Below are 20,325 nucleotides of genomic sequence, written 5' to 3'. Positions count from 1 at the left end.
CGGCACGTGCCTGCGGCGCGACGTTCAGGGGAGGCGCGCCATGGCGAGGCGGCAGGTGTCACCAGGGAGGCCGACATGAGCGGGCGGGTCGGCAGGCCCGGCGCACGGCCTCCCTCAGCCGCCGCCGTGCCCCACGCGGGACCTTCCGGAGCGCGGGAGATCTTGGAGGAGAACGGCCCCTGGAGGGGCCGACGGCTTCCATGTTCTCCCCGGACGCCTGTCGCGGCGCGGGCCGCGGGGGGTGTGGCATGAGCCCTTTCGATGTCGTCCTTCTCGTGGCCGTCCTGCTGCTGACACTGGTCGTGCTCGGGGCGGTGCTGTTCGGTGTCCGCGTGGTGCGGCGCCTCGGGACGGCGCCGGCCCCGGAGGATCCGGCCTTCATCGCGGAGAAGGATCGCCAGGAGCAGTCCCTCGCCGCGCTCCGCTCGGCGGCGGACGAGGCGAACAGCACGATCGACGTGGCGAAATCGGCCGCCGCGGCGGCACGGGCCGAGGCGGCGGCCGCCAAGGCGGAGGCGAAGGCCGCCCGGGCGGAGGCGCGTCGGGTGCTCGACGACGCTCGCGCCGAGGCGGACACCATCCTGGAGCGGGCCCACAAGCAGGCCGAGGCCGACGCCGAGCAGTTGCGGGCCACCGCGCGGCGCAGCGGTGAGCGGGAGGTCGCGGTCCTCGCCGCGACGACCCGGGAACAGGCCGCCGAGGTGGAGCGCCGGGCCGCCCGGATGGACGAGCGGGAGCGGCTGCACACCGAGGAGGTGGAGCGGCTCGCCGAGCGGGAGCGGCAGCTCAGCGCCGCCAGCGCGGCTCTCGCGGCCCGCGAGTCCGCCCTCACCCAGCGGGAGGCGGAGCTCGCGCTGGCGGAGGAGCACCGCCGCCGGGAGCTGGAGCGGGTCGCGGGGTTGACCGCGGACGCGGCCCGCGCGGAGCTGATCGAGGCGATCGAGGTACAGGCCAAGCGGGAGGCCGCGCTGCTGGTCCGGGACATCGAGTCGGACGCGCGCAGCACCGCCGAGGACCGCGCCCGCCACATCGTCGTCGACGCCATCCAGCGGGTCGCCAGCGAGCAGACCGCGGAGAGCGTGGTCAGCGTGCTGCACCTGCCCGGCGACGAGATGAAGGGCCGGATCATCGGCCGCGAGGGGCGCAACATCCGGGCCTTCGAGTCGGTGACCGGCGTCAACCTGATCATCGACGACACCCCGGAGGCGGTGCTGCTCTCCTGCTTCGACCCGGTACGCCGCGAGGTCGGCCGGCTCACGCTCGAGAAGCTGGTCCTGGACGGCCGGATCCATCCGCACCGGATCGAGGAGGTCTACGACCTGGCCCGGCACGAGGTGGAGCAGCTCTGCCAGCGGGCGGCCGAGGACGCCCTGGTCGAGGCCGGCATCACGGAGATCCACCCGGAGCTGGTCACCCTGCTCGGCCGGCTGCGCTACCGCACGTCGTACGGGCAGAACGTCCTCAAGCACCTCGTCGAGACGGCCCACATCGCCGGCATCATGGCGGCGGAACTGCGGCTGGACGTGCCGACGATCAAGCGCTGCGCGTTCCTGCACGACATCGGCAAGGCGCTCACCCACGAGGTGGAGGGCAGCCACGCCATCATCGGCGCCGACCTCGCCCGCAAGTACGGGGAGAGCGAGGACGTCGTCCACGCCATCGAGGCGCACCACAACGAGGTGCCGCCGCAGACCATCGAGGCGGTGCTCACGCAGGCGTCCGACGCGTGCTCCGGCGGCCGGCCGGGCGCGCGGCGGGAGAGCCTCGAGGCGTACGTCAAGCGGCTGGAGCGGATCGAGGAGATCGCGGCCGGCAAGCTCGGCGTGGAGAAGGTCTTCGCCATGCAGGCCGGGCGGGAGATCCGCGTGATGGTGAAGCCGGAGGACGTCGACGACATCGGCGCCGCCGTGCTGGCCCGGGACGTGGCCAAGCAGATCGAGGAGGAGCTGACCTACCCCGGGCAGATCCGGGTCACCGTGGTCCGCGAGTCCCGCGTCACCGAGATCGCCCGCTGACCACGGCAATTCCGCTGGCACCAGGCCTCGGTGTGGTTCGTCCGCGGGCCAAGCGCGTGGCGAGTTTCGGCGTCCAGCAGGGGCAGGAAGAATCCTGACGCGAGACGTGTGATCGGGAGGGGGAGAAGGGCGCCGCCCTTCTCCCCCTCCCGATCTTGTGTACTCAGCCCTGTGGCTCGGACACCGTCGCGCCGCCCTCCGGGGTGGAGTCGGCGGCAGCGGCCGGCCGCGTCTGCCTGGGTACCCGGAGACCACGGGTGCGCGAACGCCGGTCGAGCCAGCCGGCGAGGGCGGTGAGCAGCGAGTTGATCACGATGTAGATGGCCGCCGCCACCATCGCTGCCGCCACGATGTTGCCCTTGTTGGCCGCGAGGTCGTTGACGCCGCGCTGGAGCAGCTCGGGGTAGGCCACGATGTAGCCGAGGGCGGTGTCCTTGAGCAGCACCACGAGCTGGCTGACGATGATCGGGAGCATGGCGCGGGCGGCCTGCGGGATCAGGATGAGCTGCATGACCTGGCTCTTGCGCATGCCGATCGCGTACGCGGCCTCGGACTGGCCGCCGGGCACGGATCGAATGCCGGCGCGGAACGCCTCGGCGAGCACCGACCCGTTGTAGAGGGTCAGACCGACGACCACCGCCCAGAAGGCGCTCACCGGGCCCTGGATCAGGAACGGCACGCCGTAGAAGACGAAGAAGATCATCAGCAGCAGCGGGACGGCGCGGAAGAACTCCACGACCGCGCCCGCCGGGACCTTGATCCACCAGTGGTCGGAGAGCCGCCCGACGGCGAACACGATGCCGAAGACGAGCGAGAGCACCATGCCGACCGCGGCTGCCTTCAGCGTGGCCCACAGGCCAGGCAGGATGAACTGGGTCCAGGTCGCCGGCTCGGTGAACGGCTTCCAGAGCACGGCCTCCCACTGGCCGGCCGCGTCGAACTTCGAGTAGACCCACCAGAGCAGCGCGACCACGCCGACGCCGAAGACGACGCTGAGGACGTTGTTGCGGATGCGGGCACGGGGCCCCGGGTGGTCGTAGAGGACGGAGCTGGTGCTCATCAGCGCTTCACCGCCAGACGGTTGGCCAGCCAGCCGAAGAAGTAGCCGGTGGGGATGAGGAGCGCGGCGAAGGTGCCGGCGAAGACCAGGAAGATCGGGATGACCGCGTCGCCGTTCGCGTTCAGCAGGTCCTTCATGACGTTCGAGGACTCCATCAGGCCGATGGTGCCGACGATCGTCGCGTTCTTGCACAGCGCGATGAGGATGCTGCCGAACGGCGCGACAACCGAGCGGGTGGCCTGCGGGAGCACCACGATCCGCAGTGTCTGGGCGAAGGTGAGCCCGAGCGCGCGGGCCGCCTCGGCCTGGCCCGTGGGCACGGTGTTGACGCCGGAGCGCACGGCCTCGCAGACGAACGCGGCGGTGTAGACGGACAGGCCGATCACACCGAGCCAGTAGTTGTTCAGGTTGAGGTCTTCGGCGAGGCTCAGGCCCAGGGTGGAGAAGAGGCCGAAGTAGCAGAAGAACACGACCAGCGTGAGCGGGGTGTTGCGGAAGATGTTGACCCAGGCCGCCCCGAAGCCCCGCAGCACCGGCACGGGAGACACCCGCATCGCGGCCAGCAGCACGCCGATCACCAGGGCGAAGACCGCCGACGCGCCGGTCAGCTTCAGAATCCAGAGAAAGCCCGACAGGTACGCGTCGAAGTTCGTCGGATCAGCGAATACGTGCATGCTTCGGCTCCCGTGGCGTCGAGGCGGGGGTGACAGGCCGGGGCCGGCATCCCCGTGGGATGCCGGCCCCGGAACCGGTCAGACGCTGCCGCAGTTGGTCAGCTTGGTGGTGTCCAGCTCGGGCGCGGCCTTGCCGCTCTTGCCCAGGGTCTTGTCCCACGCGGCCTTGTAGCTGCCGTCGGACGCGGCGGCCTTGAGGATCTCGTTGATCTTCTCGCAGCCGGTCTTGTCCTCCTTCTTGAGGCCGATGCCGTACGGCTCCTCGGAGAAGGTCTTGCCGACCACCTTGAACTTGCCGGCGTACTGGTCCTGAGCGGCGTAGCCGGCGAGGATGATGTCGTCGGTGGTCACCGCGTCGACCTGGCCGTTCTCCAGCAGCGGCAGGCACTTCGAGTACGCGTCGAACTGCTGGAGCTGCGCCTTCGGGTACTCGGTCTGCATCCGCTTGGCCGGCGTCGAGCCGCTCACCGAGCAGACCTTCTTGCCCTCGAGCTGCTCCGGGCCGGTGATGGTCGAGTCGGCCTTGACCAGCAGGTCCTGCCCCGCGATGAAGTAGGGGCCGGCGAAGTTGATCTTCTGCTTGCGCTCGTCGTTGATGGTGTAGGTCGCCACCACCAGGTCGACGGTGCCCTGCTGGATGAAGGGCTCACGGTTGGCCGACACTGTGGTCTTCCACTCGATGTTGCCCTCTTCGACGCCGAGGCCCTTGGCGATGATCTTCGCGATCTCGACGTCGAAGCCCTCGTACTGGCTGCCGGTCTGCAGGCCCAGGCCCGGCTGGTCGGCCTTGACGCCGATCACGAGCTTCTTCTGGCCCTCGGCCTTGCCCACGATGCCACTGGCGCCCGAACCGCCGGAGCCCGTCCCGCTGTCACCGCCGCAGGCGGTCATCGCGAACGAGAGGGCGGCGACCGCGGCGACGGCCGCCACGCGCTTGATACGCATACTCTTCTCCTTCTTGAACGGAGCCCACCGGGGGACGGCGTTGCTCCACATACGGACGCCTAGTGCGTGAGGATCTTGGAGAGGAAGTCCTTGGCCCGCTCGCTGCGCGGGTTGGCGAAGAACTCGGTGGGCGGAGCGTCCTCGACCAGCTTGCCGTCGGCCATGAAGATGACCCGGTTGGCGGCGTGCCGGGCGAAGCCCATCTCGTGGGTGACGACGACCATCGTCATGCCGTCGCGGGCCAGGGACGTCATCACGTCCAGCACCTCGCCGACCATCTCCGGGTCGAGCGCGCTGGTCGGCTCGTCGAAGAGCATCGCCTTGGGCTGCATCGCCAGCGCGCGGGCGATCGCCGCCCGCTGCTGCTGGCCGCCGGAGAGCTGGGCCGGGAACTTGTCGGCCTGGTTCGCGATGCCGACCCGGTCCAGGAGGGCCAGGCCGCGCTCACGGGCGACCGACGGCTTCTCCTTGCGGACCTTCAGCGGCCCCAGGGTGACGTTCTCCAGGATCGTCTTGTGAGCGAAGAGGTTGAACGACTGGAAGACCATCCCGACCTCGCTGCGCAGCTTGGCCAGGGCCTTGCCCTCGGCCGGCAGCGGCTGCCCGTCGAAGGTGATGGTCCCGGAGTTGATCGGCTCCAGCCGGTTGATCGTGCGGCAGAGCGTGGACTTGCCCGAGCCGGACGGGCCGATCACCACGACCACCTCACCACGCCCGACCGACAGTGAGACGTCGTCCAGCACGTGCAGCGGCCCGAACCACTTGTTGACCGAGTCCAGCACGATGAGCGGTTCGCCCGTCGTCACGTCGTCCACCGTCCCTGTCGTCGCGCGGCCGAGGTCGGATGACCCCCGGTTGGGCCACTGTAGGCGGGGTGATGTGGCGGAATGCAACTCAGTTGGTCACGGAGCGGTAACACCGTTGGCGAGACGTGCCGGGAGTCCGATTCTGACCGCTCGACTGGCGGTCGCCGGTCGCGACGGAGATCATGTGGGGATGACCGAACCGGTCCGGCTGACCCGGTACGCCCGGGGCGGCGGCTGCGCCTGCAAGATCCCGCCGGGCGAGCTGGAGGCCATGGTGGCGGGCCTCGGCCCGGCCCCGGGCGCGGCCGATCTGCTGGTCGGTCTCGACCACGGCGACGACGCGGCGGTGGTCCGGCTCGACGAGCGTACGGGCCTCGTCAGCACCGCCGACTTCTTCACCCCGGTCGTCGACGACGCGTACGACTGGGGGCGCATCGCCGCCACCAACGCGCTCTCCGACGTGTACGCGATGGGCGGAACGCCGCTCGTCGCGCTCAACCTGCTCTGCTGGCCGCGGGACGTGCTCCCGCTGGAGCTGGCCCGGGAGGTGCTGCGCGGCGGGCGGGACGTCGCGCAGGACGCGGGCTGCCACCTCGCGGGTGGTCACAGCGTCGACGACGAGGGCCCGAAGTACGGCCTCGCGGTGACCGGGACGGTCCGGCCGGAGGAGCTGATCACGCTGGACGCCGGGCGGGCCGGGCTGCCGCTGTCATTGACCAAGCCGCTCGGCGTCGGCGTGCTCAACACCCGGCACAAGGCCACCGGGGAGCGCTTCCCGGAGGCGGTCGTGACGATGACCACGCTGAACCGGCAGGCCGCGCGGGCGGCGGTGGCGGCCGGCGTCCGATGCGGCACCGATGTCACCGGCTTCGGTCTGCTCGGCCACGCGTCGAAGCTCGCCCGGGCCAGCGGGCTGACGGTGGCGATCGACACCGCCCGGGTGCCGTACCTGGCCGGTGCCCGGGAGGCGGTGCGGGACGGCCACGTCAGCGGCGGGAGCCGCCGCAACCTGGACTGGGTCACCCCGTGGACCGACTTCGGCCCGGCCGGAGAGGCGGACCGCCTGCTGCTGGCCGACGCGCAGACCTCGGGCGGCCTGCTCGTGGCGGGCGAACTGCCCGGCGCCCCGGTGATCGGCGAGCTGCTTCCCCGGGGCGAGCACCTCATCGTCCTGCGCTGACCGTGTCGAGTGCTCAGCGCGGCACCATACCCGATAAACTGTCACCTTCCCGCTACTCGGAGCAATGGGGCCCGAGGAAATTTTGCCCGGAATGGTCACAGACCGGTAACTTGCCCCCGGCTGAGGTCAAATGCACCCCACCATCGTCAGTAAGGCCCGATCCGGAGGCCGGTGGGACGAGCACAGCGAGGAGGCGGCATGACCGAGCTGTGGAACTGGAGAATCGACCAGGTGCGGCCGGCGGAGGTCTGGCCGGCGCTGGCCGAGGCGCTCGGCCGGGTGGTGATGCCCCTGGCGGTGGCCGACCCGGTGCGGCTGCCCCGGTACGCGGTGGTCTGCGACATCTGGCAGGCGCCGGGCGAGTTCGCCACGATCGTCGACTGCTACGGGGTGCCCGACAGCCTGGCCGAGCTGCCCAGCATCGCGGCCCTGGCCCGCCTGCTGGACCGCAACTGCGTGCTGCGCGACGACACGCTCGACGAGACCCGGCACCTGCTCGTCGCCCCCGACGGCACGATCCGCCCGGTGCACTTCGACGTCCGCGAGACCGACGACGGCGAGGTCCTCAGCAACCAGCGGCTCTGCACCGAGGCCAACCCGGGCTGCTGCGGCTGGTCCCGCTGCCACCGCTCGCGCTGGGCCCCCGACTCGGTGCTCCCCGCGCTCGCCGCCGCCTGACCGACGGCGAGGCCGGCCCGGAGCGCTCAGCTCCGCGCGCCGGCCGCGCGCTGGCCGCGTACCTCCAACTGGCCCAGCAGGGTCGCGGTGGCCGTCGCGACCGCGGCGACCGCGGCGTCGAACGCCGCGGCGTTGTGGGCGGCCGGCGCGCGGAACCCGGAGATCTTCCGGACGTACTGCAACGCCGCGGCCTGGATGTCCGCGTCGGTCACCTCCGGGGTGTACGGCTCACGCAGGGTCTTGATGCTCCGGCACACGGCTCCTCCTCGATTCCGGTCCATCCGGGCTGTCCGGATACGCTGTCCACGTCATGACTACCGCAGCGGCGAGCAGCCCGCGCACCTACCAGGTGCGCACGTACGGCTGCCAGATGAACGTGCACGACTCCGAGCGCATCTCCGGCCTGCTGGAGCAGGCCGGCTACGTGCGCGCGGCCGACGCCGACGACACCCCCGACGTGGTGGTGTTCAACACCTGCGCCGTGCGGGAGAACGCCGACAACCGGCTGTACGGCAACCTGGGTCATCTGCGCCCCGTCAAGGACAAGCACCCGGGGATGCAGATCGCGGTCGGCGGCTGCCTCGCCCAGAAGGACCGCGGCGAGATCGTCCGCAAGGCGCCCTGGGTCGACGTGGTCTTCGGCACGCACAACATCGGGTCGCTGCCGGTGCTGCTGGAGCGGGCCCGGCACAACGCCGCCGCCGAGGTGGAGATCCTCGAATCGCTCGATGTCTTCCCGAGCACCCTGCCCACCCGCCGCGAGTCGACGTACGCCGGCTGGGTGTCGATCTCGGTCGGCTGCAACAACACCTGCACGTTCTGCATCGTGCCCTCGCTGCGCGGCAAGGAGAAGGACCGCCGCCCCGGCGACATCCTCTCCGAGGTCCGCGCCCTGGTCGACGAGGGCGTGCTGGAGGTGACCCTGCTCGGGCAGAACGTCAACTCGTACGGCGTCGAGTTCGGCGACCGGTACGCGTTCGGCAAGCTGCTGCGCGCCTGCGGCGACATCGACGGGCTGGAGCGGGTCCGGTTCACCAGCCCGCACCCGAAGGACTTCACCGACGACGTGATCGCCGCGATGGCCGAGACCCCGAACGTGTGCCACTCGCTGCACATGCCGCTGCAGTCCGGCTCCGACGACGTGCTGCGGGCGATGCGCCGGTCGTACCGGTCGGAGCGGTACCTGGGCATCATCGAGAAGGTCCGGGCGGCCATGCCGGATGCGGCGATCACCACCGACATCATCGTCGGCTTCCCCGGCGAGACCGACGCCGACTTCGAGAAGACCCTCGACGTGGTCCGGGCGGCCCGGTTCTCCTCGGCGTTCACCTTCCAGTACTCCAAGCGCCCCGGCACCCCGGCCGCGACCATGGAGGGGCAACTGCCCAAGCAGGTCGTGCAGGAGCGGTACGAGCGGCTCATCGCCTCGGTGGAGGAGATCACCTGGGCGGAGAACCGGAAGCTCGTGGGGGAGACCGTCGAGGTGCTGGTCGCGGTCGGCGAGGGTCGCAAGGACGAGCGCACCGGCCGGATGTCCGGGCGCGCCCGGGACGGCCGCCTGGTCCACTTCGACGCGGGTTCGCTCGCCGGACAGATCCGCCCGGGCGACATCGTGCACACCGTCGTCACGTACGCCGCCCCGCACCACCTCAACGCCGACGGCGAGCCGCTCGCGCACCGGCGTACCCGGGCCGGGGACGCGGCCGAGGCGGGGCGTGCGCCGCGTACCCCGGGTGTGCTGCTCGGCCTGCCCACGATCGGCGCGCCGGCCGCGGCGCCCGCGCCGACGACGGGCTGCGCCGCCCACTGACGAGGGTCGGGGCCCGACGGCCACCGGCCGGACGGACGGAAAGCCCCCGGCTCCGTGCGGAGTCGGGGGCTTTCCGGGCGTGTCTACTCAGCCGGCCTGCTCGGCGAGCTGCAGGAACTGACGCTTCGAGGCGAGCGCCTGCTCGGCCTCCTTGATCCGGCGGGCGTCACCGGCGGCCTGGGCCCGGGCCAGCCGCTCCTCGGCCTCCGCGACCTGCGCCCGCATCTGGGCCAGCAGCGGGTTGTCCTGCGGGCTGGTGCGCCGCCAGGCCGAGTCCATCACCTCGCGGACCTTGTCGTCGACGGCGCGCAGCCGCCGCTCCAGGCCCGCCGCCGCCTCCCGGGGCACCCGCCCGGCCTCGTGCCACTGCGCCTGGATCTCCCGCAGCTTGGCCTGGGCGCCCTTCGGGTCGCCGTCGACGTCCAGCGCCTCGGCCTCGGCCAGCAGCGCCTGCTTGCGCTCCAGGTTGGCGCGCTGCTCGTTGTCCCGCGCCGAGAAGACCTCGCTGCGCCGGGAGAAGAAGGCGTCCTGCGCGGCCCGGAACCTCTCCCAGAGCCGCTGCTCGGCCTCCTTCGAGGCGCGCGGTGCCGCCCGCCACTGGTTCATCAGGTCCTTGAGCTGGCCCGCGGTGGCCGCCCAGTCGGTGGACTCCTGGAGCTTCTCGGCCTCGGCGACCAACTCCTCCTTCACCGTCTGCGCCTGCTTGCGCTGGGCGTCGAGCGAGGCGAAGTGGGCGCCACGCCGGCGGGTGAAGCCGTCCCGGGCCGCCGCGAACCGCTTCCACAGCTCACCGTCGGTCTTCTTGTCGACCCCGCGGATGGTCTTCCACTCGTCGAGGATCTCCTTGAGCCGGTCCCCGGCCGTCTTCCAGCCGGTCGACTCGGCGGCCAGCTTCTCGGCCTCCTCGACCAGGGCGGTCTTGCGGGCGAGCGCCTCCGTGCGGGCCGCGTCCCGGGCCGCCCGGGCCTCACCGGCCTTCTCCTCGGCGACGGTGGCGAGCCGGTCCAGCCGGGCAGCCAGCCCGTCGATGTCGCCGACGACGTGTGCCTCGGCCAGCGAGGCGCGCAGCCGGCGGATCGTGCTGAGCGAGTGACTCGCGTCCGCCGCGCCCGAGTTGAGCCGAGCCTCGGTCAGATCCACCTCGGTCACCAGGTCGGCGAAGCGACGGGCGAAGTGGGCCAGCCCTTCCTCCGGTGCTCCCGCCTGCCAGGATCCGACCACCCGCTCGCCCTCGGCGGTCTTGACGTACACGGTGCCGTCCGCGTCCACCCGTCCGAAGGCAGTCCAGTCGCTCATGTGCCCATCCTCGTTCTCCCGGCGTCGCGGGTCAGTCCCGCGAGCACCGCCACTGCGCAGCCAAGTTTCTCCTCGGCATTGTCACAGGTGCGCCCCCGTTCCCGTCGAGCGCCTATCGCCGACCGTGACCATACGGTGTCCTACCGCCTGTGCGCCCCCGTCGGAGGGCGAGTGTCGGAATCATCCGTACGGCCCACGCCGTACGGACGGCGGCGACAACCGACGGGGGGACGACCGGAGGAGGCGACGGTCCCCGGTGCGCGGACCGGGGACCGTCGCCCGGCGCGGCGGCCGTCCGGACCGATCGGCGGGCACGCGGTCCCGCCCGCCGCGGTCCCGCTACGGTGGCCTGGTGCCCCTGGTCGCCGCCGCCGTCTGCCCGCACCCGCCCCTGCTCGTCCCCGAGGTGGCCGGTGCCGCCGCGCCCGAGCTGGACGACCTCCGTACGGCCTGCGACGCCGCCGTCGCCCGGCTCCTCGCCGCCGGGCCCGACGAGATCGTCCTCGTGGGCGGCGGCCCCGCGACCACGACGTTCGGCGCCTCCGACCGGGGGTCGCTGCGGGGCTACGGCGTCGACGTGAGCGTCCCGCTGGGGCCGGCGAACGGCGCCGGCGGTGAGCGTCTCCCGCTGAGCCTCACCCTGGGGGCGTGGCTGGTCGGCCGTTCCGGCACCGCTCTGCCCCGGTCCGCCGAGGCGGTGGCGGTCGACGAGCCCGCGTCCCGGTGCGTGGCCCTCGGGTCGGAGCTGCTCCGCCGCGGCGACCACCGGACCGCGCTGTTGGTCATGGGGGACGGGTCGGCCTGCCGGGGCCAGAAGTCACCCGGCTACGACGACCCGCGCGCCGAGCCGTACGACGAGGGGGTCGCCCGGGCCCTGGCCACCGCGGACGTCGACGCCCTCGGCGACCTCGACCCGGGGCTGTCGGCCGAGCTGCGGGTCGCCGGCCGCGCGCCCTGGCAGGTGCTGGCCGGCGCGGTCCGCGCGGCCGGCGGCGACTGGCGGGGCGAGCTGACCTACGACGCCGCGCCCTACGGCGTGGCCTACCTCGTCGCCTCCTGGGAGCCGGCGTGACCGGCCCGGCGGACCGCGGCCCGGCCGGCGCGGGTGGGCCGGCCGGCGGTCGGCCGGACCCTGCCGCCGAGGTGGTCGCGGCCAGGCCGGTCGGGGCCGGCGGCAGCCGCCCGCCGGTCGGCACGGTGATCGCGGTGGTCGGGCCCACCGCGGCCGGCAAGTCGGCGTTGAGCGTCGCCCTCGCCCACGCGCTCGACGGCGAGGTCGTCAACGCCGACTCGATGCAGCTCTACCGGGGCATGGACATCGGCACCGCCAAGCTCACCGTCGCCGAACGCGAGGGGGTGCCGCACCACCTGCTGGACATCTGGGACGTCACCGAGCCGGCGAGCGTCGCGGAGTACCAGCGGCTGGCCCGGGCCGCCGTCGACGACATCCTCGCCCGGGGCCGGGTGCCGCTGCTGGTCGGCGGCTCCGGCCTGTACGTGCGGGCGGTGCTGGAGCAGTTCGAGTTCCCCGGCACCGACCCGGCGGTCCGGGAGCGGCTGGAGGCGGAGCTGGCGCAGGTCGGGCCGGCCCCCCTGTACGCGCGGCTGCGCGCGGCCGACCCGGAGGCGGCGGCGAGCATCCTGCCCGGCAACGGCCGGCGGATCGTCCGCGCGCTGGAGGTGATCGAGCTGACCGGCGCGCCGTTCACCGCGTCGCTGCCCGAGCCCACGCCGTACTACCCGTCGGTGCAGGTCGGCGTCGACCTGGACACCGCGCTGCTCGACGAGCGGATCGCGCTGCGGGTCGACCGGATGTGGGCCGACGGACTCATCGCGGAGACTCGCGAGCTGGTCGGCCGCGGCCTGCCCGAGGGGCGTACGGCCAGCCGGGCGCTCGGGTACCAGCAGGTCCTGCGGTTCCTCGCCGGCGAGCTGACCGAGACCGAGGCGTACGAGGAGACCATCCGGGCCACCCGGCGGTTCGTCCGCCGGCAGCGGTCCTGGTTCCGGCGTGACCCGCGGATCCGGTGGCTCGACTCGGCCGCCCCCGGGCTGGTGGCGGATGCCCTGCGGGTGGTCGCCGGCGCTGCGCGATGATGGGGACGTGGAGTTCACCAAGGGGCACGGCACCGGCAACGACTTCGTGATCCTGCCCGACCCGGACGGCGCGCTGGATCTCACGCCCGGTCTGGTGGCCGCTCTCTGCGACCGGCGGCGCGGCATCGGCGGGGACGGCGTGCTGCGCGTGGTCCGGGCGGCGAAGCACCCCGAGGGCGCCGCGCTGGCCGACGAGGCCGAGTGGTTCATGGACTACTGGAACTCCGACGGCTCGTTCGCCGAGATGTGCGGCAACGGTGCCCGGGTGTTCGTCCGCTACCTGCTGGAGACCGGGCTGGCCACGCCCGCCGACGCGGCGCTGCCGGTGGCCACCCGGGCCGGCGTCGTGCGGGCCCGGGTCGAGGGGGACGGTATCGCCGTCGAGATGCGCCGTCCCCGGGTGTACGACACGGCGACCGCCGCCCTCGGCGGGCTGACCCTGCCCGGCGCGGCCGTCGACGTCGGCAACCCGCACCTGGTCTGCGCGCTGCCGGCCGGCCTGGACCTGACCGCACTCGACCTCACCCAGGCGCCGCAGGTCGACCCGACCGTCTTCCCCGCCGGGGTGAACGTCGAGTTCACCGCACCCGGCGATCCGGTCGACGGCACGGACGGCCACGTCCTCATGCGGGTGTACGAACGCGGCAGCGCCGAGACCCTCTCCTGCGGCACCGGCGCCTGCGCCGTCGCCGCCGTGGCCCTCCGCGACACCGGCCGGAACACCGGCGTCGTGGCGGTAGACGTCCCCGGCGGCCGCCTCGCGGTGACGATCACCGACAACACCTGCTGGCTAGCGGGCCCCGCCGTCCTCGTCGCCTCGGGCGACCTGACCCCATCCGCCCTGACGTAACCCACCCCACCCCCGCCCCACCCCGCCCCGCCCCACCCCGCCCCCGCCTCCCGCGATCTTGCACTTTGTGCCCCGACATGAGGGACAAAAGCCGCAGATCGAGGGCCGAAAGTGCAAGATCGCGGGGGTGAGGGCGGGGGGCGGGGGGCGGGGGCGGGGACGGTTACGGGGTGGCGCTGGCGTTTGCGGCGATTTCCGGGAGGTCGGCCGGGCCCGGGTCCGCTGCCGGGGGTGGGGTTGCCGCGGGGTTCTGGGCGGCGGCGCGGACGGCCGCCGCGACCGCGGGGGCGACACGGCTGTCGAAGACGCTGGGGACGATGACCGTGGGGTTGATCTTGTCTTCGCCGACGACGTCCGCGATCGCCCGGGCGGCGGCGATCGCCATCTCCTCGGTGAACTCCTCCGCGTGCGCGTCGAGCATGCCGCGGAAGACGCCGGGGAAGGCGAGCACGTTGTTGATCTGGTTCGGCTGGTCCGAGCGGCCCGTGGCGACCACGGCGGCGTGCTTGCGGGCCTCCCGCGGGTCCACCTCCGGGTCCGGGTTGGCGAGCGCGAACACGATCGCGTCCTTGGCCATGCCGGCGATGTCGTCGCCGGTCAGCAGGTTCGGCGCGCTCACACCGATGAACACGTCCGCGCCGCGGATCGCCCCCGGCAGGTCACCGGAGTAGTTCTCCTTGTTGGTGTGCTCGGCCAGCCACCGCCAGGCCGGGTTGAGGTCGGGCATCCCGCGGTGCAGGGCACCCTGCCGGTCGTACGCGATGATGTCGCCCACGCCCTGGCGCAGCAGCAGCTTCATGATCGCGGTGCCGGCCGCGCCGGCGCCGGAGACCACGACCCGGACGTCCGTGAGCTGCTTGCCCACGACGCGCAGCGCGTTGGTCAACGCCGCCAGGACGCAGATCGCGGTGCCGTGCTGGTCGTCGTGGAAGACCGGGATGTCCAGCGCCTCACGCAGCCGCGCCTCGATCTCGAAACAGCGCGGCGCGGCGATGTCCTCCAGGTTGATGCCGCCGTACGCGGGCGCGATGGCCTTGACGATCGACACGATCTCGTCGGTGTCCTGCGTGTCGAGCACCACCGGCCAGGCGTCCACCCCGCCGAAGCGCTTGAACAGCGCCGCCTTGCCCTCCATCACGGGCAGCGACGCGGCGGGCCCCAGGTTGCCCAGGCCGAGCACGGCGGAGCCGTCGCTGACCACGGCGACCGTGTTGCGCTTGATGGTCAGCCGCCGCGCGTCCGCCGGGTTCTCCGCGATGGCCTGGCAGACCCGGGCCACGCCGGGGGTGTACGCGCGGGACAGCTCGTCACGGGTACGCAGCGCGACCTTCGAGCTGACCTCGATCTTGCCGCCGAGGTGCAGCAGGAACGTCCGGTCCGAGACCTTCCGCACGTCGACGTCGTCCATCGCGGTGAGCGCGTCGACCACCTGGTCGGCGTGGCTGGCGTCGGCGGTGTCGCAGGTCAGGTCGACGATCACGTGGGTGGGGTCGGAGTCGACCACGTCGAGCGCGGTGACGATCGCCCCGGCCTCCCCGACGGACGTGGTCAGTCGTCCGATGGACGAGGCGTCCGCCGGCACCGCGATCCGGATCGTGATCGAGAATCCGGCACTCGGCAGTCGGGTGATGGCCACGCAGATCCCTCCGTCGACGCTGTACGGCTCGCCCGCATTTCTACTCTCCGGCGCAGGTCGGCCGGAACGCGGCCCCGCTACCGGCGGGTACGGCCACGGGCATATAGCGGGTGCGTCCGGCGTTGGCACATGTCAGGATTGCTTCCTACGTGACCAAACGGACAGGAGTTGTGAGTTTGCGAGACCAGGAGACCTTCGAACCGTTCGAGGACGACGAGCTCGACGCCACCACCGGCGAGTACGAGCTGTCGGAGCGGCAGGCGCTGCGGCGGGTCCCCGGCCTCTCCACCGAACTCACCGACATCACCGAGGTCGAGTACCGCCAGCTGCGGCTGGAGCGGGTCGTCCTGGTGGGGGTCTGGACGGAGGGCACGCAGGACGACGCGGAGAACTCCCTGACCGAGCTGGCGGCGCTGGCCGAGACGGCGGGCTCGCAGGTGCTCGAGGGGCTGATCCAGCGGCGCAACCGCCCCGACCCGGCCACCTACATCGGCCGGGGCAAGGTCGACGACCTGGGCGCGGTCGTGCTGTCGACCGGCGCCGACACGGTGATCTGCGACGGTGAGCTCTCGCCGTCCCAGCTGCGCAACCTGGAGCAGCGCACCAAGGTCAAGGTGGTCGACCGCACCGCGCTGATCCTGGACATCTTCGCCCAGCACGCGAAGAGCAAGGAAGGTAAGGCGCAGGTCGAGCTGGCCCAGCTGGAGTACCTGCTCCCGCGGCTGCGCGGTTGGGGTGAGACGCTGTCCCGGCAGAGCGGTGGTAGCGCTCGCGCCGGCGGTGCCGGCGGTGTGGGTCTGCGCGGTCCCGGTGAGACGAAGCTGGAGACCGATCGGCGCCGGATTCGTACCCGGATCTCCCGGTTGCGCCGCGAGATCAAGGGCATGAAGACGGTTCGGCAGACCAAGCGCGCCCGTCGTGCGCGTAACGCCGTACCGGCCGTGGCCATCGCCGGCTACACCAACGCCGGCAAGTCCAGCCTGCTCAACCGGCTGACCGGTGCTGGCGTGCTGGTGGAGAACGCGCTCTTCGCCACGCTGGACCCGACCACCCGCAAGGCGACCGCGTCCGACGGCCGCCTCTACACCCTCTCCGACACGGTCGGTTTCGTCCGGCACCTGCCGCACCAGATCGTCGAGGCGTTCCGCTCGACGCTTGAGGAGGTCGCCGAGTCCGACCTGGTCGTGCACGTGGTCGACGGCACCCACCCGGACCCGGAGGAGCAGGTCCGCGCGGTCCGCGAGGTGCTCGCCGAGGTGGGCGCCGACCGGCTGCCCGAGCTGCTCGTGGTCAACAAGACGGACGCGGCCGACGAGGAGACCCTGCTGCGGCTCAAGCGGCTCTGGCCGGAGGCGATCTTCGTCTCCGCCCACACCGGGCGCGGTGTCGAGGACCTGCGTACCGCGATCGAGGGCCGGCTGCCCCGCCCGGCGGTCGAGGTCCGCGCGGTCCTGCCGTACGACCGGGGGGACCTGGTGGCCCGGGTGCACCGGCAGGGTGAGGTGCTGAGCACGTCGCACCTGCCCGAGGGCACCCTGCTGCACGTCCGGGTCGGCGAGGCGCTCGCCGCCGAGTTGGCTCCCTTCGAGGCGGCGGAGCCCGTGGGCCCGCGCTCCTAGCCCGTCCAGGCGCACGGAGTCGTGGCGCCCGCGTGCGACACTATGAGGATGCGCCGCGTTCTCACCTCGGTCACGGGTGCCCTCAGCCTGCTGGGGGCGACCGTGGCAGCCACCGGTGCCGTCCTGGTCGCCGCCCCGTCACCGGCCGAGGCGGCGGGCCAGAAGCGCTGCACCGTCACCGACGAACGGCTCATCGAGCTGTCCGGGCTGGTCGCCACCAAGACCGGCTACATCGTGATCAACGATGGCACCGACGTGGAGAGCCGCAAGCGGATCTTCTTTCTGGACGCCAAGTGCAAGATCGCCAAGGACCCGGTCCGGTACTCGGGCGGTGGCCCGGCGGACACCGAGGACCTGGCGCTCTCCCCGGACGGCCGGACGCTCTGGGTCGCCGACACCGGCGACAATGTGACGAGCCGGCAGCGCCGCGAGCGCGTGGCGGTGTGGACCCTGCCCGTCGGCGGCGGGAAGCCGGCGACGCTGCACCGCCTCTCCTACCCGGACGGCAAGCCGCGTGACGCGGAGGCGTTGGTCGTCGGTGACGACGGCAACCCGCTGATCATCACCAAGGTCACCTCGGGCAAGGCCGAGATCTTCACGCCGGACGGGGAGCTGCGCAGCGGCGACACCGAGCCGGTGCCGATGAAGAAGGTCGGCGAGGTCGAGCTGCCGAAGACGGAGACCGACAACCGGCTGGGAGTGCTCGGCCGGACGGCGATCACCGGTGCGGCCCGGTCCCCGGACGGCTCCCGGGTGGTGCTGCGCACGTACGCGGACGCCTTCGAGTACGACGTCTCCGGCGGTGACGTGGTCAAGGCGCTCACCACCACCGAGCCCCGGGTGACGCCGCTCGCCGACCCGTTCGGTGAGGCCATCTCGTACAGCCCCGACGGCAAGTCCTTCCTCACCGTCTCCGAGGGCGCGCAGCTGGAGGAGGGCGAGACGGTCGACATCCTCGCGTACAAGCCGTCGACCCAGGGCGCGAAGCCGGTCGCGGCCGCGGCCGGGCCGAAGAAGGCGGCCGAGGCGTCGTGGTTCGACAGCCTGTCGTTGCAGGACATCATGTACCTGGTCGGCGCGGTGGGCCTGATCGGCGTGGTGATGGTCGGCGCCGGCGTGTTCGGCATCCTGCGTGCCCGCCGCAACCCCGTAAAGGGCCCGGACGACGACGAGCGCATCGACGACGGCGGCCCGGCCGACGGTTTCCAGACACCCGACGACCGCCCGCGGGGCGGCGTGTACGGCGGCGCCGGAGGAGGCGTGTACGGCGCGCCGGGCGCCGCGGGTCACGGCCGGGAACCGGGTCGGCCGGGCGCTGCCCCGGCCGGCAGCGGGGTGTACGGCGGGGGGCGTCCCGCCGCTGGTGCCGGCGGTGCCGTCTACGGCGGTCGCCCGTCCGGTGGGGGCGTCTACGGTGGCGGTGGCAACCCGCCCGGGCCCGGTGGGGGTCGTCCCGCCGCCAACGGTGGCCGTCCGGCCGGCGGTGGTCGTGGCGGGTTCTACGGTGGCGGCCCGGGTGGCCGGCCCGGCGGTGGCGTCTACGGCGCCGGCCCGGCCGAGCCTCCGCGGCGCGGCGGCGGGCCCGACCCGCGCGCCGGACGGCGTCGCGAGGACGGCCCCGACGAGGGCTGGGGCGGCCCGTACGGGCAGCTGCCCGGAGGCGGGCGCGGCTACCACGGCGACCGCTACTGAGCCGGACCGGCCCGGTCGGGCCGGCGGGCGTACCGACCCGACGGGGCTTGCTCGGCCGACGGGTGTGCCGCGACGTCCGGGCCCTCGGCGTTCGCCGCCGGTCACCCGGACGTCAGATGCGGCGCAGGACGGCGACGACCCGGCCCATGATGGTGGCGTCGTCACCCGGGATGGGGTCGAAGGCCGGGTTCTGCGGCATCAGCCAGACGTGCCCGTCGCGGCGCCGGTAGGTCTTGACGGTCGCCTCGCCGTCGAGCATGGCGGCGACGATGTCACCGGAGTCGGCCGTGGGCTGCTGCCGGACCACCACCCAGTCGCCGTCGCAGATCGCGGCGTCGAGCATCGAGTCGCCCTTGACCTGGAGCATGAAGACCTCGCCCTCACCCACCAGCTCGCGGGGGAGCGGGAAGATGTCCTCGACGGCCTGCTCGGCGAGGATCGGGCCACCGGCGGCGATCCGGCCCAGCATCGGCACGTACGCCGGGGTCGGGCGTTGCGAGCGGGTCAGCTCGTCGTCGATGGCGTCGCTGGGGGCCCGGACGTCGACCGCGCGGGGCCGGTTGGGGTCGCGACGCAGGAAGCCCTTCTTCTCCAGCTCCTTGAGCTGGTAGGCCACGCTGGACGGCGACACCAGGCCGACCGCCTCGCCGATCTCCCGCACGCTCGGCGGGTAGCCGTGCCGCTCGACCCAGGTGCGGATGAACTCCAGGATCCGCCGCTGGCGGGCGGTCAGGTCGACCGTCGCCGGGTCGGGGAAGGCGCTCACCACCGGGGTGACCGGGCGCACGGCGGGCGCGCCGGTGCGGCTGCGCGCGGCGCCCCGGCGACGCGTGGCCGCCGCACCCGCGTCGGTGATCTGCTGCGGGCTCTTCGGCCGGCTGGCCCGGTCCTCGGTCACGTCCGTCCTCCCTGGTCGGCGCTGTGGTGCCTCGTCGGCTCGTGGTGCGTGCGGTGGTGCGGTGACGATGGGCGGAGAACCGCCGTGCGTCTGTCGTTCATGACCGTATAGGTGAGATCAGTCATTTTCAAACATCTGTACGACGTTGCTCGGCGTGTCGGGGTGAAAATCCGCGCGGGTCGTACTCGTGTTCTGATAAATGGTACGTCGCGTCGAACGGCTGTTCTAATTCGGCGGATCGTCGGCGCCGGTCCGCCGGGTGGCCGATAACCGGAGCGTCGTCCGGACGGTTGGGTTTCCGGGCGACGGGGAAGAGGGGATCGGTCCCGGACGCGGGTGACGCGCCGGACACGCCGGCCAACTTGACCTCAGATCGTCGGCGGCATACGGTCAACCCCTAGATGTAGTAGTCACATGGGCGTAAGTTGCCTACAGGTTGGGTTCGACTACCGAACGCACTTCCGCAGCGCCAGCACGGCGAGACCGTCGGAGGACGGCTCCGCCGTGGTGACGCGTGCCCGGAGGGCGGCCGGTGCGGCCCGTGGTCGACGAAGGAGGTCGGGCGATGCGGTGTCCGTACTGCCGGCACCCCGACTCCCGGGTCGTCGACTCGCGGGAGGCCGACGACGGCCAGTTGATCCGCCGGCGGCGGTCCTGCCCGGAGTGCGGCAAGCGGTTCACCACGGTGGAGGAGGCGGTCCTCGCGGTCGTCAAGCGCAGCGGGGTGACCGAGCCGTTCAGCCGCACGAAGATCATCGGCGGGGTGCGCAAGGCGTGCCAGGGCCGGCCGGTCGACGACGACTCGCTCGCGCTGCTGGCGCAGCGGGTCGAGGAGACCGTCCGGGCCAAGGGGGCCGCCGAGATCCCCAGCCACGAGGTGGGGCTGGCCATCCTGGGCCCGCTGCGGGACCTGGACGAGATCGCCTACCTCCGCTTCGCCAGCGTCTACCGGTCCTTCGACTCACTCGCCGACTTCGAGCGCGAGATCGAGACGTTGCGGGCCGCGGCCCGCGCCCGGGAGAGCGGCGGGGCCGACGCGGTCGAGGCCGCCGGCCGCACCAGCTGATTC

General features: G+C 72.6%; 18 protein-coding genes. 10 read left to right on the top strand and 8 right to left on the bottom strand.

All coding sequences use genetic code 11. The features are described 5' to 3' along the window. The first annotated feature begins 248 nt into the window (after nt 1-248). Nucleotides 249-2,015 (top strand): ribonuclease Y, encoded by a 1,767-nt coding sequence (rny, locus tag HCJ94_RS06665; protein ID WP_168000090.1) that lies wholly within the window; start codon nt 249-251, stop codon nt 2,013-2,015. A 163-nt stretch (nt 2,016-2,178) separates the two neighbouring features. Here rny and HCJ94_RS06660 read toward each other — a convergent pair whose 3' ends face one another. The 4 genes from HCJ94_RS06660 to HCJ94_RS06645 form a co-directional block, all read right to left on the bottom strand. After that, complete coding sequence (locus HCJ94_RS06660) at nt 2,179-3,075, bottom strand: amino acid ABC transporter permease (protein ID WP_168000089.1); 897 nt, start codon at nt 3,073-3,075, stop codon at nt 2,179-2,181. Beyond that, complete coding sequence (locus tag HCJ94_RS06655; protein ID WP_168000088.1) at nt 3,075-3,749, bottom strand: amino acid ABC transporter permease; 675 nt, start codon at nt 3,747-3,749, stop codon at nt 3,075-3,077. The genes HCJ94_RS06660 and HCJ94_RS06655 overlap by 1 nt, the downstream gene beginning before the upstream one ends. 78 nt (nt 3,750-3,827) lie before the next feature. Next, nucleotides 3,828-4,694 (bottom strand): glutamate ABC transporter substrate-binding protein, encoded by an 867-nt coding sequence (locus tag HCJ94_RS06650; RefSeq protein ID WP_168000087.1) that lies wholly within the window; start codon nt 4,692-4,694, stop codon nt 3,828-3,830. 59 nt (nt 4,695-4,753) lie between these two features. Further along, complete coding sequence (locus HCJ94_RS06645) at nt 4,754-5,509, bottom strand: amino acid ABC transporter ATP-binding protein (RefSeq protein ID WP_168000086.1); 756 nt, start codon at nt 5,507-5,509, stop codon at nt 4,754-4,756. Between the two features lie 181 nt (nt 5,510-5,690). Here HCJ94_RS06645 and selD point away from each other — a divergent pair, with 181 nt between their 5' ends. Together selD and HCJ94_RS06635 are read left to right on the top strand one after the other, a co-directional pair. Then, nucleotides 5,691-6,680, top strand: a complete 990-nt coding sequence (gene selD / locus HCJ94_RS06640) for a selenide, water dikinase SelD (protein WP_168000085.1) — start codon at nt 5,691-5,693, stop codon at nt 6,678-6,680. 198 nt (nt 6,681-6,878) lie between these two features. Further along, nucleotides 6,879-7,358 (top strand): hypothetical protein, encoded by a 480-nt coding sequence (locus HCJ94_RS06635; protein ID WP_168000084.1) that lies wholly within the window; start codon nt 6,879-6,881, stop codon nt 7,356-7,358. Nucleotides 7,359-7,384: 26 nt separating this feature from the next. On the opposite strand, the gene HCJ94_RS06630 is transcribed toward HCJ94_RS06635, so the two are convergent. Then, nucleotides 7,385-7,615 (bottom strand): DUF2277 family protein, encoded by a 231-nt coding sequence (locus HCJ94_RS06630; protein ID WP_168000083.1) that lies wholly within the window; start codon nt 7,613-7,615, stop codon nt 7,385-7,387. Nucleotides 7,616-7,668: 53 nt separating this feature from the next. On the opposite strand from HCJ94_RS06630, the gene miaB reads away from it, so the two are divergent. Then, nucleotides 7,669-9,168, top strand: coding sequence for a tRNA (N6-isopentenyl adenosine(37)-C2)-methylthiotransferase MiaB (miaB, locus tag HCJ94_RS06625; protein ID WP_168000082.1), 1,500 nt, complete (start codon nt 7,669-7,671; stop codon nt 9,166-9,168). A gap of 87 nt (nt 9,169-9,255) precedes the next feature. Here the strand turns inward: miaB and HCJ94_RS06620 are convergent, their stop codons facing one another. Beyond that, nucleotides 9,256-10,464 carry a DUF349 domain-containing protein gene (locus HCJ94_RS06620; protein ID WP_168000081.1) on the bottom strand — a complete coding sequence of 403 codons (1,209 nt, stop codon included), beginning with the start codon at nt 10,462-10,464 and terminating at the stop codon, nt 9,256-9,258. 352 nt (nt 10,465-10,816) lie between these two features. Here HCJ94_RS06620 and HCJ94_RS06615 point away from each other — a divergent pair, with 352 nt between their 5' ends. From HCJ94_RS06615 to dapF, 3 genes are read left to right on the top strand one after another with little or no spacing between them, the layout of a single operon-like run. Further along, on the top strand, nt 10,817-11,536 hold the full coding sequence (locus HCJ94_RS06615; RefSeq protein WP_168000080.1) for a class III extradiol dioxygenase subunit B-like domain-containing protein: 720 nt from the start codon (nt 10,817-10,819) through the stop codon (nt 11,534-11,536). Continuing rightward, complete coding sequence (gene miaA, locus HCJ94_RS06610; RefSeq protein ID WP_168000205.1) at nt 11,521-12,561, top strand: tRNA (adenosine(37)-N6)-dimethylallyltransferase MiaA; 1,041 nt, start codon at nt 11,521-11,523, stop codon at nt 12,559-12,561. The genes HCJ94_RS06615 and miaA overlap by 16 nt, the downstream gene beginning before the upstream one ends. 7 nt (nt 12,562-12,568) lie before the next feature. Further along, nucleotides 12,569-13,411 (top strand): diaminopimelate epimerase, encoded by an 843-nt coding sequence (dapF, locus tag HCJ94_RS06605; protein WP_168000079.1) that lies wholly within the window; start codon nt 12,569-12,571, stop codon nt 13,409-13,411. Between the two features lie 163 nt (nt 13,412-13,574). On the opposite strand, the gene HCJ94_RS06600 is transcribed toward dapF, so the two are convergent. Continuing rightward, nucleotides 13,575-15,047 carry an NAD-dependent malic enzyme gene (locus HCJ94_RS06600; protein ID WP_168000078.1) on the bottom strand — a complete coding sequence of 491 codons (1,473 nt, stop codon included), beginning with the start codon at nt 15,045-15,047 and terminating at the stop codon, nt 13,575-13,577. A gap of 176 nt (nt 15,048-15,223) precedes the next feature. Between HCJ94_RS06600 and hflX the strand changes: the two genes are divergently transcribed. Further along, nucleotides 15,224-16,666: a GTPase HflX gene (gene hflX, locus HCJ94_RS06595; RefSeq protein WP_168000204.1), complete on the top strand. Its 1,443-nt coding sequence runs from the start codon at nt 15,224-15,226 to the stop codon at nt 16,664-16,666. Between the two features lie 48 nt (nt 16,667-16,714). Further along, a complete protein-coding gene (locus HCJ94_RS06590) occupies nt 16,715-18,358 on the top strand; it encodes an SMP-30/gluconolactonase/LRE family protein (protein WP_168000077.1) in 1,644 nt (547 codons plus the stop codon). A 112-nt stretch (nt 18,359-18,470) separates the two neighbouring features. Here HCJ94_RS06590 and lexA read toward each other — a convergent pair whose 3' ends face one another. Next, nucleotides 18,471-19,256 (bottom strand): transcriptional repressor LexA, encoded by a 786-nt coding sequence (gene lexA / locus HCJ94_RS06585; RefSeq protein WP_168000076.1) that lies wholly within the window; start codon nt 19,254-19,256, stop codon nt 18,471-18,473. 565 nt (nt 19,257-19,821) lie between these two features. On the opposite strand from lexA, the gene nrdR reads away from it, so the two are divergent. Continuing rightward, a complete protein-coding gene (gene nrdR, locus HCJ94_RS06580) occupies nt 19,822-20,322 on the top strand; it encodes a transcriptional regulator NrdR (protein ID WP_155333470.1) in 501 nt (166 codons plus the stop codon). Nucleotides 20,323-20,325 lie beyond the last annotated feature (3 nt).

The sequence above is a fragment of the Micromonospora thermarum genome (genome assembly GCF_012034245.1).
Classification (GTDB): domain Bacteria; phylum Actinomycetota; class Actinomycetes; order Mycobacteriales; family Micromonosporaceae; genus Micromonospora; species Micromonospora thermarum.
This window is presented reverse-complemented; position numbering and strand designations above follow the sequence as displayed.